This is a genomic window from Yoonia sp. TsM2_T14_4 (assembly GCF_049602355.1).
Taxonomy (GTDB): domain Bacteria; phylum Pseudomonadota; class Alphaproteobacteria; order Rhodobacterales; family Rhodobacteraceae; genus Yoonia; species Yoonia vestfoldensis_A.
This window is the reverse complement of record NZ_CP187137.1, coordinates 1369959-1384611: the sequence shown is the minus strand read 5'-3', so window position 1 is coordinate 1384611 and position 14653 is coordinate 1369959. Positions and strand designations below refer to the sequence as shown.

15 protein-coding genes are annotated in these 14653 nt (G+C 60.5%); 10 read left to right on the top strand and 5 right to left on the bottom strand.

The features are described from left to right. Nucleotides 1-72 precede the first annotated feature (72 nt). The 6 genes from purC to ACPF9B_RS06780 all read left to right on the top strand — a co-directional run bounded on the left by purC (nucleotide 73) and on the right by ACPF9B_RS06780 (nucleotide 7934). The gene (gene purC, locus ACPF9B_RS06805; RefSeq protein ID WP_007204643.1) at nucleotides 73-834 is read left to right on the top strand and encodes a phosphoribosylaminoimidazolesuccinocarboxamide synthase; all 762 of its coding nucleotides are present in this window, start codon (nucleotides 73-75) and stop codon (nucleotides 832-834) included. 40 nt (nucleotides 835-874) lie between these two features. After that, nucleotides 875-1105, top strand: coding sequence for a phosphoribosylformylglycinamidine synthase subunit PurS (purS, locus tag ACPF9B_RS06800; RefSeq protein ID WP_007204644.1), 231 nt, complete (start codon nucleotides 875-877; stop codon nucleotides 1103-1105). After that, complete coding sequence (gene purQ / locus ACPF9B_RS06795; protein ID WP_424180178.1) at nucleotides 1106-1774, top strand: phosphoribosylformylglycinamidine synthase subunit PurQ; 669 nt, start codon at nucleotides 1106-1108, stop codon at nucleotides 1772-1774. A 45-nt stretch (nucleotides 1775-1819) separates the two neighbouring features. Next, nucleotides 1820-3574, top strand: coding sequence for a sensor histidine kinase (locus ACPF9B_RS06790; RefSeq protein WP_007204646.1), 1755 nt, complete (start codon nucleotides 1820-1822; stop codon nucleotides 3572-3574). A gap of 9 nt (nucleotides 3575-3583) precedes the next feature. Beyond that, nucleotides 3584-4915, top strand: a complete 1332-nt coding sequence (locus ACPF9B_RS06785) for a sigma-54-dependent transcriptional regulator (protein ID WP_424180176.1) — start codon at nucleotides 3584-3586, stop codon at nucleotides 4913-4915. A gap of 430 nt (nucleotides 4916-5345) precedes the next feature. Beyond that, nucleotides 5346-7934 carry an Rne/Rng family ribonuclease gene (locus ACPF9B_RS06780; RefSeq protein ID WP_424180174.1) on the top strand — a complete coding sequence of 863 codons (2589 nt, stop codon included), beginning with the start codon at nucleotides 5346-5348 and terminating at the stop codon, nucleotides 7932-7934. Nucleotides 7935-8065: 131 nt separating this feature from the next. On the opposite strand, the gene ACPF9B_RS06775 is transcribed toward ACPF9B_RS06780, so the two are convergent. Further along, a complete protein-coding gene (locus tag ACPF9B_RS06775) occupies nucleotides 8066-8293 on the bottom strand; it encodes a sulfurtransferase TusA family protein (protein WP_007204649.1) in 228 nt (75 codons plus the stop codon). Nucleotides 8294-8386: 93 nt separating this feature from the next. Between ACPF9B_RS06775 and ACPF9B_RS06770 the strand changes: the two genes are divergently transcribed. From ACPF9B_RS06770 to ACPF9B_RS06755, 4 genes are all read left to right on the top strand, one after another. Beyond that, the gene (locus ACPF9B_RS06770) at nucleotides 8387-9142 is read left to right on the top strand and encodes a cytochrome c biogenesis CcdA family protein (RefSeq protein ID WP_040483099.1); all 756 of its coding nucleotides are present in this window, start codon (nucleotides 8387-8389) and stop codon (nucleotides 9140-9142) included. 29 nt (nucleotides 9143-9171) lie between these two features. After that, nucleotides 9172-10440: a hypothetical protein gene (locus ACPF9B_RS06765; protein ID WP_424180171.1), complete on the top strand. Its 1269-nt coding sequence runs from the start codon at nucleotides 9172-9174 to the stop codon at nucleotides 10438-10440. Continuing rightward, on the top strand, nucleotides 10437-11792 hold the full coding sequence (locus tag ACPF9B_RS06760; protein ID WP_424180169.1) for a cytochrome P450: 1356 nt from the start codon (nucleotides 10437-10439) through the stop codon (nucleotides 11790-11792). Before ACPF9B_RS06765 ends, ACPF9B_RS06760 begins: the two co-directional genes overlap by 4 nt. 246 nt (nucleotides 11793-12038) lie before the next feature. Beyond that, nucleotides 12039-12281 carry a hypothetical protein gene (locus ACPF9B_RS06755; RefSeq protein ID WP_424180167.1) on the top strand — a complete coding sequence of 81 codons (243 nt, stop codon included), beginning with the start codon at nucleotides 12039-12041 and terminating at the stop codon, nucleotides 12279-12281. Here ACPF9B_RS06755 and ACPF9B_RS06750 read toward each other — a convergent pair. The 4 genes from ACPF9B_RS06750 to ACPF9B_RS06735 all read right to left on the bottom strand — a co-directional run bounded on the left by ACPF9B_RS06750 (nucleotide 12266) and on the right by ACPF9B_RS06735 (nucleotide 14597). Further along, the gene (locus ACPF9B_RS06750) at nucleotides 12266-12499 is read right to left on the bottom strand and encodes a ribbon-helix-helix domain-containing protein (RefSeq protein ID WP_424180165.1); all 234 of its coding nucleotides are present in this window, start codon (nucleotides 12497-12499) and stop codon (nucleotides 12266-12268) included. The genes ACPF9B_RS06755 and ACPF9B_RS06750 overlap by 16 nt on opposite strands. Further along, nucleotides 12500-12676 (bottom strand): DUF4169 family protein, encoded by a 177-nt coding sequence (locus ACPF9B_RS06745; protein WP_424180163.1) that lies wholly within the window; start codon nucleotides 12674-12676, stop codon nucleotides 12500-12502. It lies immediately after the preceding gene. Next, nucleotides 12673-14064: a class II fumarate hydratase gene (gene fumC / locus ACPF9B_RS06740; protein ID WP_424180161.1), complete on the bottom strand. Its 1392-nt coding sequence runs from the start codon at nucleotides 14062-14064 to the stop codon at nucleotides 12673-12675. Before fumC ends, ACPF9B_RS06745 begins: the two co-directional genes overlap by 4 nt. 65 nt (nucleotides 14065-14129) lie before the next feature. Further along, complete coding sequence (locus ACPF9B_RS06735; protein ID WP_110549002.1) at nucleotides 14130-14597, bottom strand: SspB family protein; 468 nt, start codon at nucleotides 14595-14597, stop codon at nucleotides 14130-14132. Nucleotides 14598-14653: the final 56 nt, after the last annotated feature.

The following is a 14653-nucleotide window of genomic DNA, read 5'->3' as shown; positions in this document are numbered from 1 at the left end:
GCAAGGGGTGCTTGCACTAAGACGCGATCATGTCAGCGCCTTGCACGGGCGCGAAAGGGGTAAGGGGTCAGCATGGCGCGCCGCAAGAAAATATACGAAGGCAAAGCAAAGATCCTTTATGAAGGCCCCGAACCGGGAACGTTGGTGCAATATTTCAAGGATGATGCCACCGCATTCAATGCTGAAAAGCGCGCGGTGATCGAAGGCAAGGGTGTTCTGAACAACCGCCTGAGCGAATTTTTCATGACAGGTCTTGGCCAGATCGGGATTCCCACGCATTTCATCCGCCGCCTGAACATGCGCGAACAGCTGATCCGGCAGGTCGAGATTATCCCGCTGGAAATCATCGTGCGCAATGTCGCTGCAGGGTCGATGGCCAAGCGCTTGGGAATCGAAGAAGGCACCCAACTGCCGCGACCGATTGTCGAGTTTTCCTATAAGGATGACGCGCTGGGTGATCCTTTGGTTCCTGAGGAATATATCATCGCCTTTGGTTGGGCCAGCCAGCAGGACATGGATGATATCGTCAGTCTTGCGTTGCGGGTGAACGACTGGATGTCGGGTGTGATGTATGGCGTCGGGATCAAGCTGGTGGATTTCAAGATCGAGGTTGGCCGCGTCTGGGACAATGAATTTCCCCGTCTGTTGCTGGCTGACGAGATCAGCCCTGACAGCTGCCGGTTGTGGGATATCGAAACCGGCCAGAAGCTGGACAAGGATGTGTTCCGCCGCGATCTGGGCAATCTGACCGATGCCTATACCGAGGTTGCAAAGCGCCTTGGCGTGATGCCGTCCAATGTCACGCATCGGCCCAAGCCGACCCTGATCAACTGACGTTGATTTTTGAGTATTTGAAACAAAGCGAGGCAAGGCCATGAAGGCGCGTGTTTATGTGATGTTAAAGACCGGCGTTCTGGACCCGCAGGGCGAGGCGGTGCGCCATGCGCTCGGCAGTCTTGGCTTTGACGGGGTGCAGGGGGTGCGGCAGGGCAAGCTGATCGAGCTTGATCTGGCCGATGGCACGGATGAGGCTGTGATTGCGCAGATGTGTGACAAGCTGTTGGCCAATACCGTGATCGAAAGCTACCGGATCGAGGTGCTGTAAATGCGCGCCGCTGTTGTCGTTTTCCCCGGATCGAATTGTGACCGCGACATGGCTGTCGCCCTGCGTGCGGCTGGTGCTGATGTGACCATGGTCTGGCACAAGGATGCCAGCCTGCCTGATGGTGTTGATCTGGTCGCTATTCCGGGCGGGTTTTCCTTTGGTGATTACCTGCGCTGCGGGGCGATTGCCGCGCAATCGCCGATTTGTCGCGCCGTGGTGGCCCATGCGGGTCGTGGCGGCTATGTGCTTGGGGTGTGCAACGGGTTTCAAGTGTTGGCCGAAACCGGATTGTTGCCGGGGGCATTGATGCGCAATTCAGGCCTGAAGTTCATCTGCAAGACTGTTGATTTAATTGTACAAACCTCTGACACTGCATTTACCGCCGGCTATCAGGCGGGTCAGGCGATCCGGCTGCCGGTGGCGCATCACGATGGCAATTACACTGTGGATCCTGACATGCTGGCGCGGTTGCAGGGCGATGACAGGATCGCGTTTCGCTATGCGCAGCCGTTGAACGGATCGGTTGAAGGTATCGCGGGGCTGGTGTCTGCTAACCGCCGTGTGCTGGGGATGATGCCGCATCCTGAACGTGCGGTGGATGTGGGGCATGGCGGCACAGACGGGCAGGCGCTTTTCCGCGAACTGGTAGCGCAGGTCGTCGCGGCCTGAGCTTTGAGAGTTGCCGCGCCGCAGCGCGCGGCGTAAACTCTGCCGATGAATGACACCGTGCCACAAGGGTCGAAACGGGCTGCGCGCCGCTGGTATCGGCGGATCGCATTGGGCCTGTTCACGCTGTTCGCGGCCAGCGTCATGTATGTGACCAATGAATTGACGACCCAGCGTTATACCGAGACGATCAGCAACCGGTCGGAATTGCGCCTTGCGCTTTACAGCGCAAATCTGATGAGCGAGCTGCAGCGCAATTCGGTCGTGCCGCAGCTTTTGGCGCGTGATCCCGAACTGATCAGCGCGCTGAACAGCCAGGATTATTCACGCTCGACCGCGCGGTTGATGTCCTTTGTTGATGAAATCGGGGCGGCGGCGCTGACCTTGCTGGACAGCGAGGGGCGCGCGGTGGCGGCAACGAACCGCAACGAGCTGGGCGTCAATCACAGCGACAGGCCGTATTTCGTCGATGCCTTGCGCAGTAACCGGACGGTCTATTCGACCTTTCGGATGGATACCGGCGCTTATGCGTTCATCTTTTCGCGCAAGATCGAATCCAACGGGCAGGTGTTGGGCACGATCATGGTCGAGGTTGATGTTGGCCGCATGGAACGTGGCTGGGCCGGTGTGACGGATGCGGTGTTCGTCACCGATGCCCAAGGCAAGATCATCATGTCCACCGAACCTTTGTGGCGCGGTTTGCAGGAACGCGATGCGCTGGCGCGCCAACCGGCATCATCGGCGATCGAGCGCGCGTTGCGTGCCACGCAAAGCTGGGCCATGGCCCCCGCCGAGGCCTATTTGCGCGGCGAGGCGGTGCTGCGCCGCGAAGCCCGTGTGCCGCATCAAGGCTGGCAGATCGTCAATTTCACCACCTACGATTCGGTGCGTGAAAAGGTGAATGGCATCCTTGCGCTGCAGGTGATGGGCTTTGCGATCATTCTGGCGGTCAGTTTCTGGGTCATGTCGCGCCAGACCGCATCGCGGCTGGTGCTGTTCCAGCGGGAATCGGCGGAACTGCGCGCATTGAACCGCCGTTTGCAGCGGGAAATCGCCGAGCGCGAAAGGGTAGAGAAAACGCTGCAAGTGGCCGAACAGACCATCGCGCAATCATCGAAACTGGCGGCTTTGGGCGAGATGTCGGCGGCGGTCAGCCATGAATTGAACCAGCCACTGGCGGCGATGAAAACCTATCTGGCGGGCGCGCGGCTGTTGCTGCAACGTCAAAGACCGGACGAGGCGCTGTCGTCGTTCCAGCGGATCGACGATCTGCTGGAACGGATGGGCGCGATTACGCGGCAGTTGAAATCCTATGCACGCAAGGGGTCTGACGCGTTCGAGCCGGTGGATACACGCGCTGCCGTTTCAACGGCGCTGGCGATGATGGAGCCGCAGTTGAAAACGCGCTCGGTCAATATCGTCCGCACCCTGCCCACCGAACCTGTGATGATCATGGGCGACAGGCTGCGGCTGGAACAGGTGATCATCAACCTGTTGCGCAATGCGCTGGATGCGACCAAGACATCCGACAACCCCACAATCGAGATCCTTTTGGCGGTCGGCGATACCGTCAGCCTGCAAATCCGCGACAACGGCGAAGGGATCGAAAACCTCGATGAATTATTTGAACCGTTCTATACCACCAAACAGCCCGGCGACGGGGTGGGCTTGGGGCTTGCCATCTCTTCGGGGATCGTCAACGACCTTGGTGGCCGCTTGACCGCGCGCAATGCAGCGGATGGCGGGGCGATATTTGAAGTCCAGCTGCCGGCCTATATGCTGGGCCAGGCTGCGGCAGAATAGGAAGACAAGATGAGCAAAGCCATGAAGATCGCAATCGTCGATGACGAAAAGGACATGCGCCAGTCGATCAGCCAATGGCTGGCCCTATCGGGCTTTGACACCGAAACCTTTGCCAGCGCCGAAGACGCGCTCAAGGGCCTTGGCAGCGATTACCCCGGTATCGTGGTCAGCGACATCAAGATGCCCGGCATGGACGGGATGCAGTTTCTCAGAAAGCTCAAAGGCGTGGACAGCACCTTGCCGGTGATCATGATCACCGGTCACGGCGATGTGCCGATGGCGGTCGAGGCGATGCGGATCGGGGCCTTCGATTTTCTGGAAAAGCCGTTCAACCCCGACCGGATGACCGAACTGGCCAAAAAGGCCGCCAACGCCCGCCGCCTGACGCTGGACAACCGCGCGCTGCGGCGTGAATTGTCCGACGGCAGTTTGCTGATGAAAAAACTGATCGGCCAGTCGCCCAGCATGGAACGGCTGAAAGAGGATATTCTTGATCTGGGGCAGGCGGACGGCCATGTGCTGATCGAAGGTGAAACCGGCACTGGCAAGACGCTAATTGCCCATGCGCTGCATGCGGTCGGTGCGCGCGCCAACCGCAAATTCGTGCTGCTCAGCTGTTCGGCCTATGATGAGGACACGCTGACGCGGATCATCTTTGGGCCTGCGCATGACGACGAACCGATCCCCGCGATTGAAGAAGCGCGTGGCGGTACGCTGGTGCTGGAAGATATCGAAACTCTCAGCCATGCCTTGCAGTCGCGGCTTTTGACCGCGATCAATGATCAGGGCACGCCTGCAGAAACCCGCATTGTGGCGATCTGCAATCTGCAAGAACAGGACAAGACCTGCGAAAGCGTGCTGCGCCCTGATCTGTTCTATCGGCTGGCCGCGCTACGGATCACCGTGCCGCCGCTGCGCCAGCGTGGCGAGGATATTTTGACCCTGTTCACCCGTCTGGGGGAACAATTCGCCGATGAATATGGCTGTGACGCACCGCAAGTCAGCGCGCAGGAAGCCGCGCAATTGTTGCAGGCCCCATGGCCGGGCAATGTGCGCCAACTGATCAACGTGGCAGAACGTGCCGTGTTGCAAAACCGGCGCGGCAGCGGCTCTATCGCGTCGCTTTTGATGACCGAGACTGAAGATTCCCAATCCGCCATGACGACGGAAGGCAAACCGCTGAAAGAATTTGTCGAAGCCTTCGAACGGATGCTGATCGACAACACGATGCGCCGGCATCGCGGGTCTATCGTTGCGGTGATGGATGAATTGTGTCTGCCACGCCGGACCTTGAACGAAAAGATGGCCAAATACAGCCTGCAACGGTCGGACTATCTCTAGCCCCGCAAGCTGCCTCTCGCCCCGCTAACCGCCATTTGAGCCCCCGTGCAGCAAGCCACTTGTGCAGGGGGGCAAATCTCCATTATGTATTCATTACGGGTGCTCGTGCTTTGGTTGCGCGGTGATGCCCGATCGAGATTCTCTGCCCAAAGCTGGTTTCATCCTCTTTGCGGCGGCTGATTTGATCCCTTGGGGTCAGAAAAACGCCCTGCGCCGCGCGCCCAAAAGCGCCGACCGGGCCTTGAACGGGCCTCGGACCATTTCCGGGGTCGGAGAAGAACCGCGATGCAACGCGCGCAACATACAGGCAAGACCATGACGGCCCCGAGGGGCCCGGCATCTGCCCGCGCGACGCACGCCACAATCAGACACATCACGCGGACGGCCGCACCCCCTGGGGGGCCTGCCGCGCCATGTGCGAATGGACAAAATGCCAAAGAAAATGCTAATCGATGCCACCCATGCGGAGGAAACCCGCGTGGTGGTGGTGGACGGCAACAAGGTCGAAGAATTTGATTTTGAAAGCCAATTCAAACGCCAGCTGGCTGGCAACATCTACCTTGCAAAGGTAACACGAGTCGAACCATCGCTGCAGGCCGCTTTCGTCGATTACGGCGGAAACCGGCATGGTTTTCTTGCGTTCGCGGAAATCCATCCCGATTACTATCAGATCCCGGTCGCCGACCGCGAGGCGCTGATGGCCGAAGAACGCGCCTATGCCGAAAGCCTCAAGGCCGAGGAAGACGCAGAAGACGCGCCCAAACAACCCCGCCGCCGCACGCGCAGCAAGGTGCGCGCGGCCCCGGTCGAGGGCAGCGATGCTGTTGTGACCTCTGGCGATGATCCGGTCGGTCTGGAAACGATTGACTTGGACGACGATCTTGAAGGCAGCTCGCCGATGGAACTGGTCGGCGAAACGCCGGTCGAAACCCCTGCTGCCGACGAAGATATCGACGATGCGACGGCTGATGATGCCATCGAAAGCGTCGCTGAAACCGACGATATTGACGACATGCGCCCGGTGCGCAAACCGCGCCCGCGCCGCTACAAGATCCAAGAGGTCATCAAGGTCCGCCAGATCCTGCTGATCCAGGTCGTCAAGGAAGAACGCGGCAACAAGGGTGCGGCGCTGACCACCTATCTGTCGCTGGCGGGTCGGTATTGCGTGCTGATGCCCAATACCGCGCGCGGTGGCGGCATTTCGCGCAAGATCACCAATGCGGTGGACCGCAAAAAGCTCAAGGAAATCGCCGGTGAAATGACCGTGCCCGATGGCGCGGGTCTGATTATCCGCACCGCCGGGTCACAGCGGACCAAGGCGGAAATCAAGCGCGATTACGAATATCTGCAACGGATGTGGGAACAGATCCGCGAACTGACTCTGAAATCCATCGCGCCTGCGCGAATCTACGAAGAAGGCGATCTGATCAAACGCTCGATCCGCGATCTGTATTCCAAGGATATCGACGAGGTCATCGTCGCGGGCGAGGCGGGCTATCGCTCGGCCAAGGATTTCATGCGGATGATCATGCCGTCGCATGCAAAAAACGTGAAATTCTACGCCGAACCAATGCCGATCTATGCGCGCTATCAGGTCGAAACCTATCTTGCGGGCATGTTCAATCCCACGGTGCAATTACCCTCTGGCGGCTATATCGTGATCGGGATCACCGAGGCGCTGGTCGCCATCGACGTGAACTCTGGCCGCGCGACCAAGGAAGGCTCGATCGAACAGACCGCGCTGAAAACCAACCTTGAAGCCGCCGACGAGGTGGCGCGCCAACTGCGCTTGCGTGACCTTGCCGGTCTGATCGTGATCGATTTCATCGACATGGACGAACGCAAGAACAATGCTGCCGTTGAAAAACGGTTCAAGGACAAGCTGAAAACAGACCGCGCGCGCATTCAGGTCGGCCGGATTTCCGGTTTTGGCCTGATGGAAATGTCGCGCCAGCGCCTGCGCCCCGGCATGCTCGAGGCGACGACGCAAATGTGCAGCCATTGCCATGGCACCGGCCTGTTGCGCTCTGATGACAACGTGGCCCTGTCGATCCTGCGCCAATTGGAAGAAGAGGGCGTGCGCGCGCGCAGCAAAGAAGTGCTGGTTCGTGCTCCCATCGCGATTGCCAATTTCCTGATGAACGGCAAACGCGAAAACATCGCCGAGATCGAGGCGCGTTACGGCATGTCTGTTAGGGTCGAATGTGACCCTGTGCTGATCTCGCCCGATTTCGTGGTGGAAAAGTTCAAGACCGCAACCCGCATTGTCCCCGAAGCAGCACCGATCGTGGCCAGCGCGCTGTTGATGGACGACGACGAAGACGACGATCTGATCATCGAAACCCCCGATGAAGACGAAGAAGACGCAGTCGCACCTACGCCCAAAGCCGCAGCCGCCGTGCTCGACGCCCCCGAGGCCGACGGCGAAGACCGGCCCAAGCGCAAGCGGCGGCGGCGGCGGCGGCGGCGGACCGGCGCGGGCGATGCCCCGCAGGCCGAGGGTGCAGAACCGTCAGATGCCGAGGACGAGGCTTTGTCCGTGTCCGAACCCGCCCATACTGCTGCCTCCGAGGACAAGCCCAAGCGTCGCCGCACAAGGACCCGCAAATCCGCCGATGCCGCCCCGCAAGAGGTGGTAGAAACTGTCGCCGAAGCTGTCATAGACACGCCCGTCGCAGCCCAAGCGGCACAGGAGCCTGCACAAGACGCGACACCGGCAAAACGGACCCGCAGTCGCCGTAAACCTGCTGTTGCGCAGGATGCGACCCCAGAGCCTGTGGCTACGGCCGAAATCGCCGTGACCGAAGATGTGCCGGCCCCTGCCAAGCGCCGCAGCCGTGCAAAGCCGAAACCGGCCGAGCCCGCGGCTGCCGCGGTGCCAGACCCTGTCGCCGAGGCCCCCACCGATAGCGCGCCCGCAGCAGAACCGGCCCCCACACCGCAGCCCGTGCCTGACTCTGCGCCGGAACCCGCTGCTGACAAACCGCGCCGCAAAGGCTGGTGGTCACTCGGAAAATAACAGGCCACAAGACAACAAACAAAACGCCGCCCTGTCACGGGGCGGCGTTTTTCTTTGCCGACTTCTTATTTCCAAAAATACTCATCTTGTCCCGGATGTAATCCGGGAGAGGGGCAGCGCCCCTTCAACTCTCAGCCCTTGCGGATCAGATAGACCTGCGCGCCGTCCGTATCCTGACAGTCCAGCATCTTATGCCCCGCCTCGGCGCAGAAATGCGGCACATCGACGATGGCGGCGGGGTCATCGGCGGTCATGCGCAATACCTGGCCAGAGGCCAGCGCGCCAAGGCGCTTGCGTGCCTTCAATACAGGCAGCGGGCACAGCAGCCCGCGCGCATCAAGTTCAGCGTCATATGTCATGGCCGCAATCTGGGGGGGATGTTTCACTTTGTCCACCAAGATGTGACGCAACAGGGCGTGACGCTGCGCGATTGCTGGTCTAGGAACGTCGTGATGTTGGACACCGGATTGATCTTTGACGCAGGTTTGCTGCCTGCCATGATCGTCGCCTTGGCGGCGGGGGTCTTGTCGTTTCTCAGCCCCTGTGTGTTGCCGGTCGTGCCGCCTTATCTGGCCTATATGGGCGGCGTGTCCGTGACTGAAATGGAAAAAGCCAGCACCGCGCGCAGGCGCGTATTCATCGCTGCGCTGTTTTTCGTGATGGGCCTGTCCACGGTGTTCCTGCTGCTCGGGATCGCCTTTTCCACGATGGGGCGGATGCTGATCGGGGTGCAGGAATATTTCGTGATCGGCGCGGGGCTGGTCGTGATGGTACTGGGCGCGCATTTTGTAGGCGTGTTCCGCATCGGTTTTCTGGACCGCGAAATGCGGCTTGATGCGGGCGACAAGGGCGGGTCAGCTTTTGGGGCCTATCTTTTGGGGCTGGCCTTTGCCTTTGGCTGGACGCCCTGTCTGGGGCCGGTGCTGGGCGCGATCCTCAGCCTTGCCGCGTCAGAGGCGGATGTCGGGCGCGGCACGGTCCTGCTGGGGGCCTATGCGGTGGGTCTGGGTATTCCGTTTCTGCTGGTCGCGGCGTTTTTCCCGCGGCTCAAGGGCGTCATGGGCTGGATGAAACGCCATATGCGCCAGATCGAGGCGACATCGGGCCTTTTATTATGGACCGTGGGGTTGATGATGCTGACCGGCCAGTTCGCGGCGTTCAGCTTTTGGTTGCTGGAACGCTTTCCATTTTTGGCCAGCGTGGGCTAGACTGCTTCTGCAATAATCAGGGCAAGGCGATGACCAGTGACCTAAAACCCGTCAGCCTGCGCCGCGTGTTCCATATTCCGGGCTATGATCCGATCCACCCGCGCCGATACCGCGAACTCTACCGCAGCGAGAGTGCGGCGCAGGCGCATATCAGCGGCTATGACATCACCGTGCAAGGCGGCAGTGCCGGTGATATATTTCATTGGTTTGTGCAGGCACGGATCGCTGGACAGGCGGTGCAGGCGCGAATCGACGTGCTGGTCTGGGCCGATATCGTGCGGGCCAGCATGGCGCAGTCGGTGGGCGCGACCTATCTGCAACTGGTGCAGACGGCGTTGATCTATCTTGGCACCGGCACGCTGCGGCGGCTGATGTGGCTGCGCAAGGGGCCGATTATCGCCGCGTTCTACCCCGTGGGCATGCTGCTGGGGCAATTGCTGCTGGCAGTGCTGGCAGGCTGGTGGTTGGGCGGGCTGGTGCAGGCGGGGCTGGGTGCAGCCCTTGGCGCGGCTGGTTGGGGCGGTGGGGCTGTTGCGACAGATGTGATCTGGCTGGTCCGGCTGAGGGTTCTGGCATGTGTCGCCCTGTTCCTGCTGCGCTGGTTCAAGGCACGCGACAACCGGGTGTTCGCACATTACCTGATGCATGATTACGCCTTCAGCGCGCAGCATCTGGGGGCCACGCCGCCTGCCTTGGACGACCGGCTGGCGCAGTTCACCGGCCAGATCGCCCGCGCGCTCCAAGACCCTGTGGACGAGGTGCTGGTGGTTGGTCATTCCTCTGGTGCGCATCTGGCGATCAGCGTGGTGGCCGATCTGATCCGCGCGGGCCATGTGCCTGCGGGCGGGCCACGACTCGCCTTGCTGACGCTGGGGCAGGTCGTGCCGATGGTGTCGTTCCTGCCGCAGGCCAGACAGCTGCGCGCCGATCTGGCCTATCTGGCGACGCAGGATGCGCTGACATGGGTTGATGTCACCGCGCCGGGTGACGGCTGTTGCTTCGCGCTTTGCGATCCGGTTGCGGTCAGCGGTGTCACGCCGCCCGGCAAACGCTGGCCTTTGGTGATTTCGGCCGCTTTCACCCAAAGCCTGTCACCGGCGCGCTGGAAAGCCCTGCGCTGGCGCTTTTTCCGGCTGCATTTTCAATATCTTTGCGCTTTTGACCGGCCCAAGGATTATGATTATTTCCAGATCACCGCAGGGCCGCTGGCATTGGCCGACAGGTTTCGGGACCGCGCGCCGTCGGCCTCGCGCATTGATGTGGCGGCGTCGAAATATACCTCGATGGCGCTGCCATGACCCTGCCGCCGAAACCTGTCGCGCGCCCTGACAAGGTATCCTTGTGGCGCTATCTGCGGCTGTTCCGCCAGGATATCCTGGCGGCGCAACCCGCGCGGCTCTACCATGCATGGATGGCCGAATTCCGCACGCCGTTCTTTCGGTCTTTTCTGGTCAATGATCCCGCCTTGTTGCGCGAGGTGCTGAAAGACAATCCTGACGCCTATCCCAAATCCGACCGGATCGGCGCGGGTCTGCGCCCCTTGCTGGGCAACAGCGTGTTTTTGACCAATGGCGCGCAATGGCGCGCGCAGCGGCGCATCATCGACCCCGCGTTCGAAGGCGGGCGGCTGCGCGATACCTTCCCCGGTATCGTCGCGGCGGGGCAGGCGGGCTGCGACCGGTTTGCAGCCATGGCCGATGACACGCCCCGCGCCATCGACGCAGCAGCCAGCCATATCGCGGCTGATGTGATCTTTCGGACACTGTTTTCATTGCCGATCGAGGATGAAACTGCCGCCGAGGTCTATCACCGGTTCCAAGCCTATCAGCAGGCGCAGCCGATCCTGAACCTTGCGGCCTTTCTGCCGCGCCTGCGCTGGATGCCCGCGTTTTTCCGCCCCGGTGTGCGAGGGCAGGCGCGCGCGATCCGCCGTCTGATCGCCGATCTGACGCAGGCACGGCTGGACCAGATCGCCGCGGGAATCGCACCCGACGATCTGGCGACCAAGATCATGACGACCGCTGACCCCGAAACTGGCAAGACCTTTACCAAGGGTGAAATGGTCGATCAGGTGGCGATCTTTTTTCTGGCGGGGCATGAAACCAGCGCCTCTGCACTGGCTTGGGCGCTGTATCTGCTGGCCACCCATCCCGACTGGCAAGACAAAGTCGCCGCAGAAGCCGCCACGTTCGAGGCCCGTTTCAGCGACCTGTCGCGGCTGGCCACAACGCGCGATGTGTTCCGCGAGGCGCTGCGGCTGTATCCGCCGGTGCCGATGATGGTGCGGCAGGCGTCTCAACCCACGATATTCCGGTCGCGCCGCGTGCCTGCGGGCGCACAAATCGTGCTGTCACCATGGCATTTGCACCGGCATGACCGGATATGGGATGCGCCCGATGCCTTTGATCCCGCCCGCTGGCAGGATGACGCGACCAAGACCGCGCAGCGCGATGGCTATCTGCCGTTTTCCGCCGGCCCGCGCATGTGCAGCGGCGCGGGTTTCGCGATGATCGAAGGTGTCGTGCTGCTGGCGCAACTGGTGGGCCGGTTCCGCTTTGCGCCGGTCGCGGGGCAGGTGCCGGTGCCTGCGGCGCATCTGACGGTGCGCGCGCGCGATGGAATCATGCTGCGGATCACGCCAAGGGATTGATGCATTGTTTCCAATAATGACGATGATGCTGCATACCGGATAGGTTTAGTGAAGATAACGAAATAATGGTATGACACCTTGCCTTATTTCCGTGCCGTAAATGCGCGCCATATGACAAAAATATGCGAAAAATTGGCGTTTTTTGGGGTAAATATCTTTCTGTATGACGTGGGTATGATTGCATGCAAGCCATGATTGTGCCACATCTTCCCGTGAAAATGTACAACCTCAGGGGGGTGGGGCCACATGACAATTGCATTGACACAATCGCCAAAGGGCGGTCTGGCGCGGCTTTGGGGCCGCAAGAAAACCGCGGATCAATCGGCCCCTGCGCAAAAACTTGGCGCGCGCGACATCGCCAAGCTGTTCACGACAGGGCGCGATACTTTGCCCGAAAAGCGGATCACACCGGCGATACTAAATGACCGCGAACAACAGGATATCGCCCGGCTGTCCAGCCTGCGTGGTGCGCTTTACGCCAAGGATTGATCCTGCGCCAAGCTGCGTTCCAGAACATAGATCCTGATCGCCGAGGCCAGCCCGATATCACCGCGTTCCGCGTCGATTTCGGCGGCCAAGCCATTGATTGTCTTGGTATCCCGCCGTGCGATATCGCAAAAGGCGGTCCAGAATATATCTTCCAGCGTCACGCTGGTGCGATGGCCGCGCAAGGTGAGCGAATGTTTCGCGGGGCGGCGGTGGTTCACCTAGTCTTCCTCGAATTTCAGCTGCGACAGGTGGTTATGCGCCTTTTGCGCGCGGGCCGCATCCAGCAGGCGTTCGGCCTTGGTGCGGCCAAAGCGGATGGCGTTTTCATCCGCCTTGGCCTTGGCCGCCGCGCGGTCGCGTTCCTTGCGGGCTTGGTTCAGGTTGACGGGTTTCACTTGGGGCCGATCATGTCTTCGGGGCGCACGACGCGGTCGAATGTTGCTTCGTCCACAAAGCCCAGCTTGATCGCCTCTTCTTTCAGGGTGGTGCCGTTCTTATGCGCGGTTTTCGCCACGGTGGTCGCGTTGTCATAGCCAATGGTCGGCGCCAATGCCGTGACCAGCATCAGCGATTCGCGCATCAGTTTTTCAATCCGCGTGCGGTCGGCCTGAATACCCACAACGCAATTGTCGGTGAAGGCGCCGCAGGCATCGCCGATCAACTGCATGGATTGCAGCACGTTATAGGCCATCATTGGTTTCATCACGTTCAGTTCGAAATGGCCCTGCGACCCTGCAAACCCGACAGCGGCGTCATTGCCCATGACATGGGCGCAGACCTGGGTGATCGCCTCGACCTGGGTGGGGTTGACCTTGCCGGGCATGATGGATGATCCGGGTTCATTCTCGGGCAGCATCAATTCGCCAAGGCCGCAGCGCGGGCCGGACCCCAGCATGCGGATATCGCAGGCGATCTTGTACAGGCTGGCGGCCACGGTTTTCAGCGACCCCGACATTTCGACCAGCGCGTCATGGGCGGCCAGTGCTTCGAATTTGTTGGGCGCGGTGACAAAGGGCAGGCCGGTGATGTCGGCCATATGCGCCGCCACCGTTTCGCCCCAGCCCACGGGGCTGTTCAGGCCCGTGCCGACGGCGGTGCCGCCTTGCGCCAGTTCATAGATCGCGGGCAGGGCGCCCTTGATCCGGCGGATGCCCATGGCGACCTGATGGGTATAGCCCGAAAATTCCTGCCCCAGCGTCAGCGGCGTTGCATCCATCGTATGGGTGCGGCCGATCTTGATGATGTCGTTGAAATCGTCCTGCTTGGCGGCCAAGGCGGCATGTAGTTTTTCCAAGCCCGGCAGCAGCACATCGCGCGCGGTGGTGGCGATGGCGATATGCATGGCCGTTGGGAAAGTGTCGTTCGACGACTGGCCCATATTTACATGGTCATTGGGGTGGACAGGGGTCTTGGACCCGATCACGCCGCCCAGCATTTCGATGGCTCGGTTGCTGATCACCTCGTTGGCGTTCATGTTCGATTGGGTGCCAGAGCCTGTCTGCCAGACGACGAGCGGGAAATGATCGTCCAGCTTGCCTGCGACCACCTCGGCCGCGGCGGCAATGATCGCATCGGCCAGTTTGCTATCCAGCGCGCCACGGTCTTTGTTGGCGATGGCACAGGCCTGTTTGATCACGCCAAGGCCGCGCACGATGGCGACAGGCTGCTTTTCCCAGCCAATGGGAAAATTCAGGATCGAGCGTTGCGTCTGCGCGCCCCAATAGCGGTCTGCCTGCACCTCTAACGGGCCAAAGCTGTCGGTCTCAATGCGGGTCGCGGTCATGGGTTGATCCTTTGGTTCAATGGTCCAAAGGGTTTTAGCAGCGGACGCGCCCTGCGCAAGTCACCCTATTTGCGGAATTTGTCGAGGCTGACAACCTCGGCCTCTTTCCTTGCGGCGGGTTTGGTATCGTCGGGTTCGGCCATTTCATGCATCGGCGCTTCGGTGATTGCGGTGGGTTCGTCCTGTGTTTCGAACCGCAGGCCGAATTCGACGGATGGATCGACGAAAGTCTTGATCGCGTCATAAGGGATATAGAGCGTTTCGGGATTATCCCCGAAATTCAGCGTGATGGTAAAACCTTCGTCGGTGACATCAAGATTGGCAAACCAATGCTGGATCACGACGGTCATTTCGCCCGGATACCGGTCGGACAACCAATCCGCGATTTCGACATCGGGATGCATCGTGTCAAAGGTGACAAAGAAATGGTGATTGCCGGGCAGGCCAGTCTTGGCGACGTTTTCCAGCACCTGCTGGATCAGGCCACGCATGGCGCGGTGCATCAGGTTTCCATAATCAATGGTATTTGGCACGGCGCTACTCCTGTCGTTCTTAACCAGCATACGGGATTCTGCGGCCAAGAAAAGAG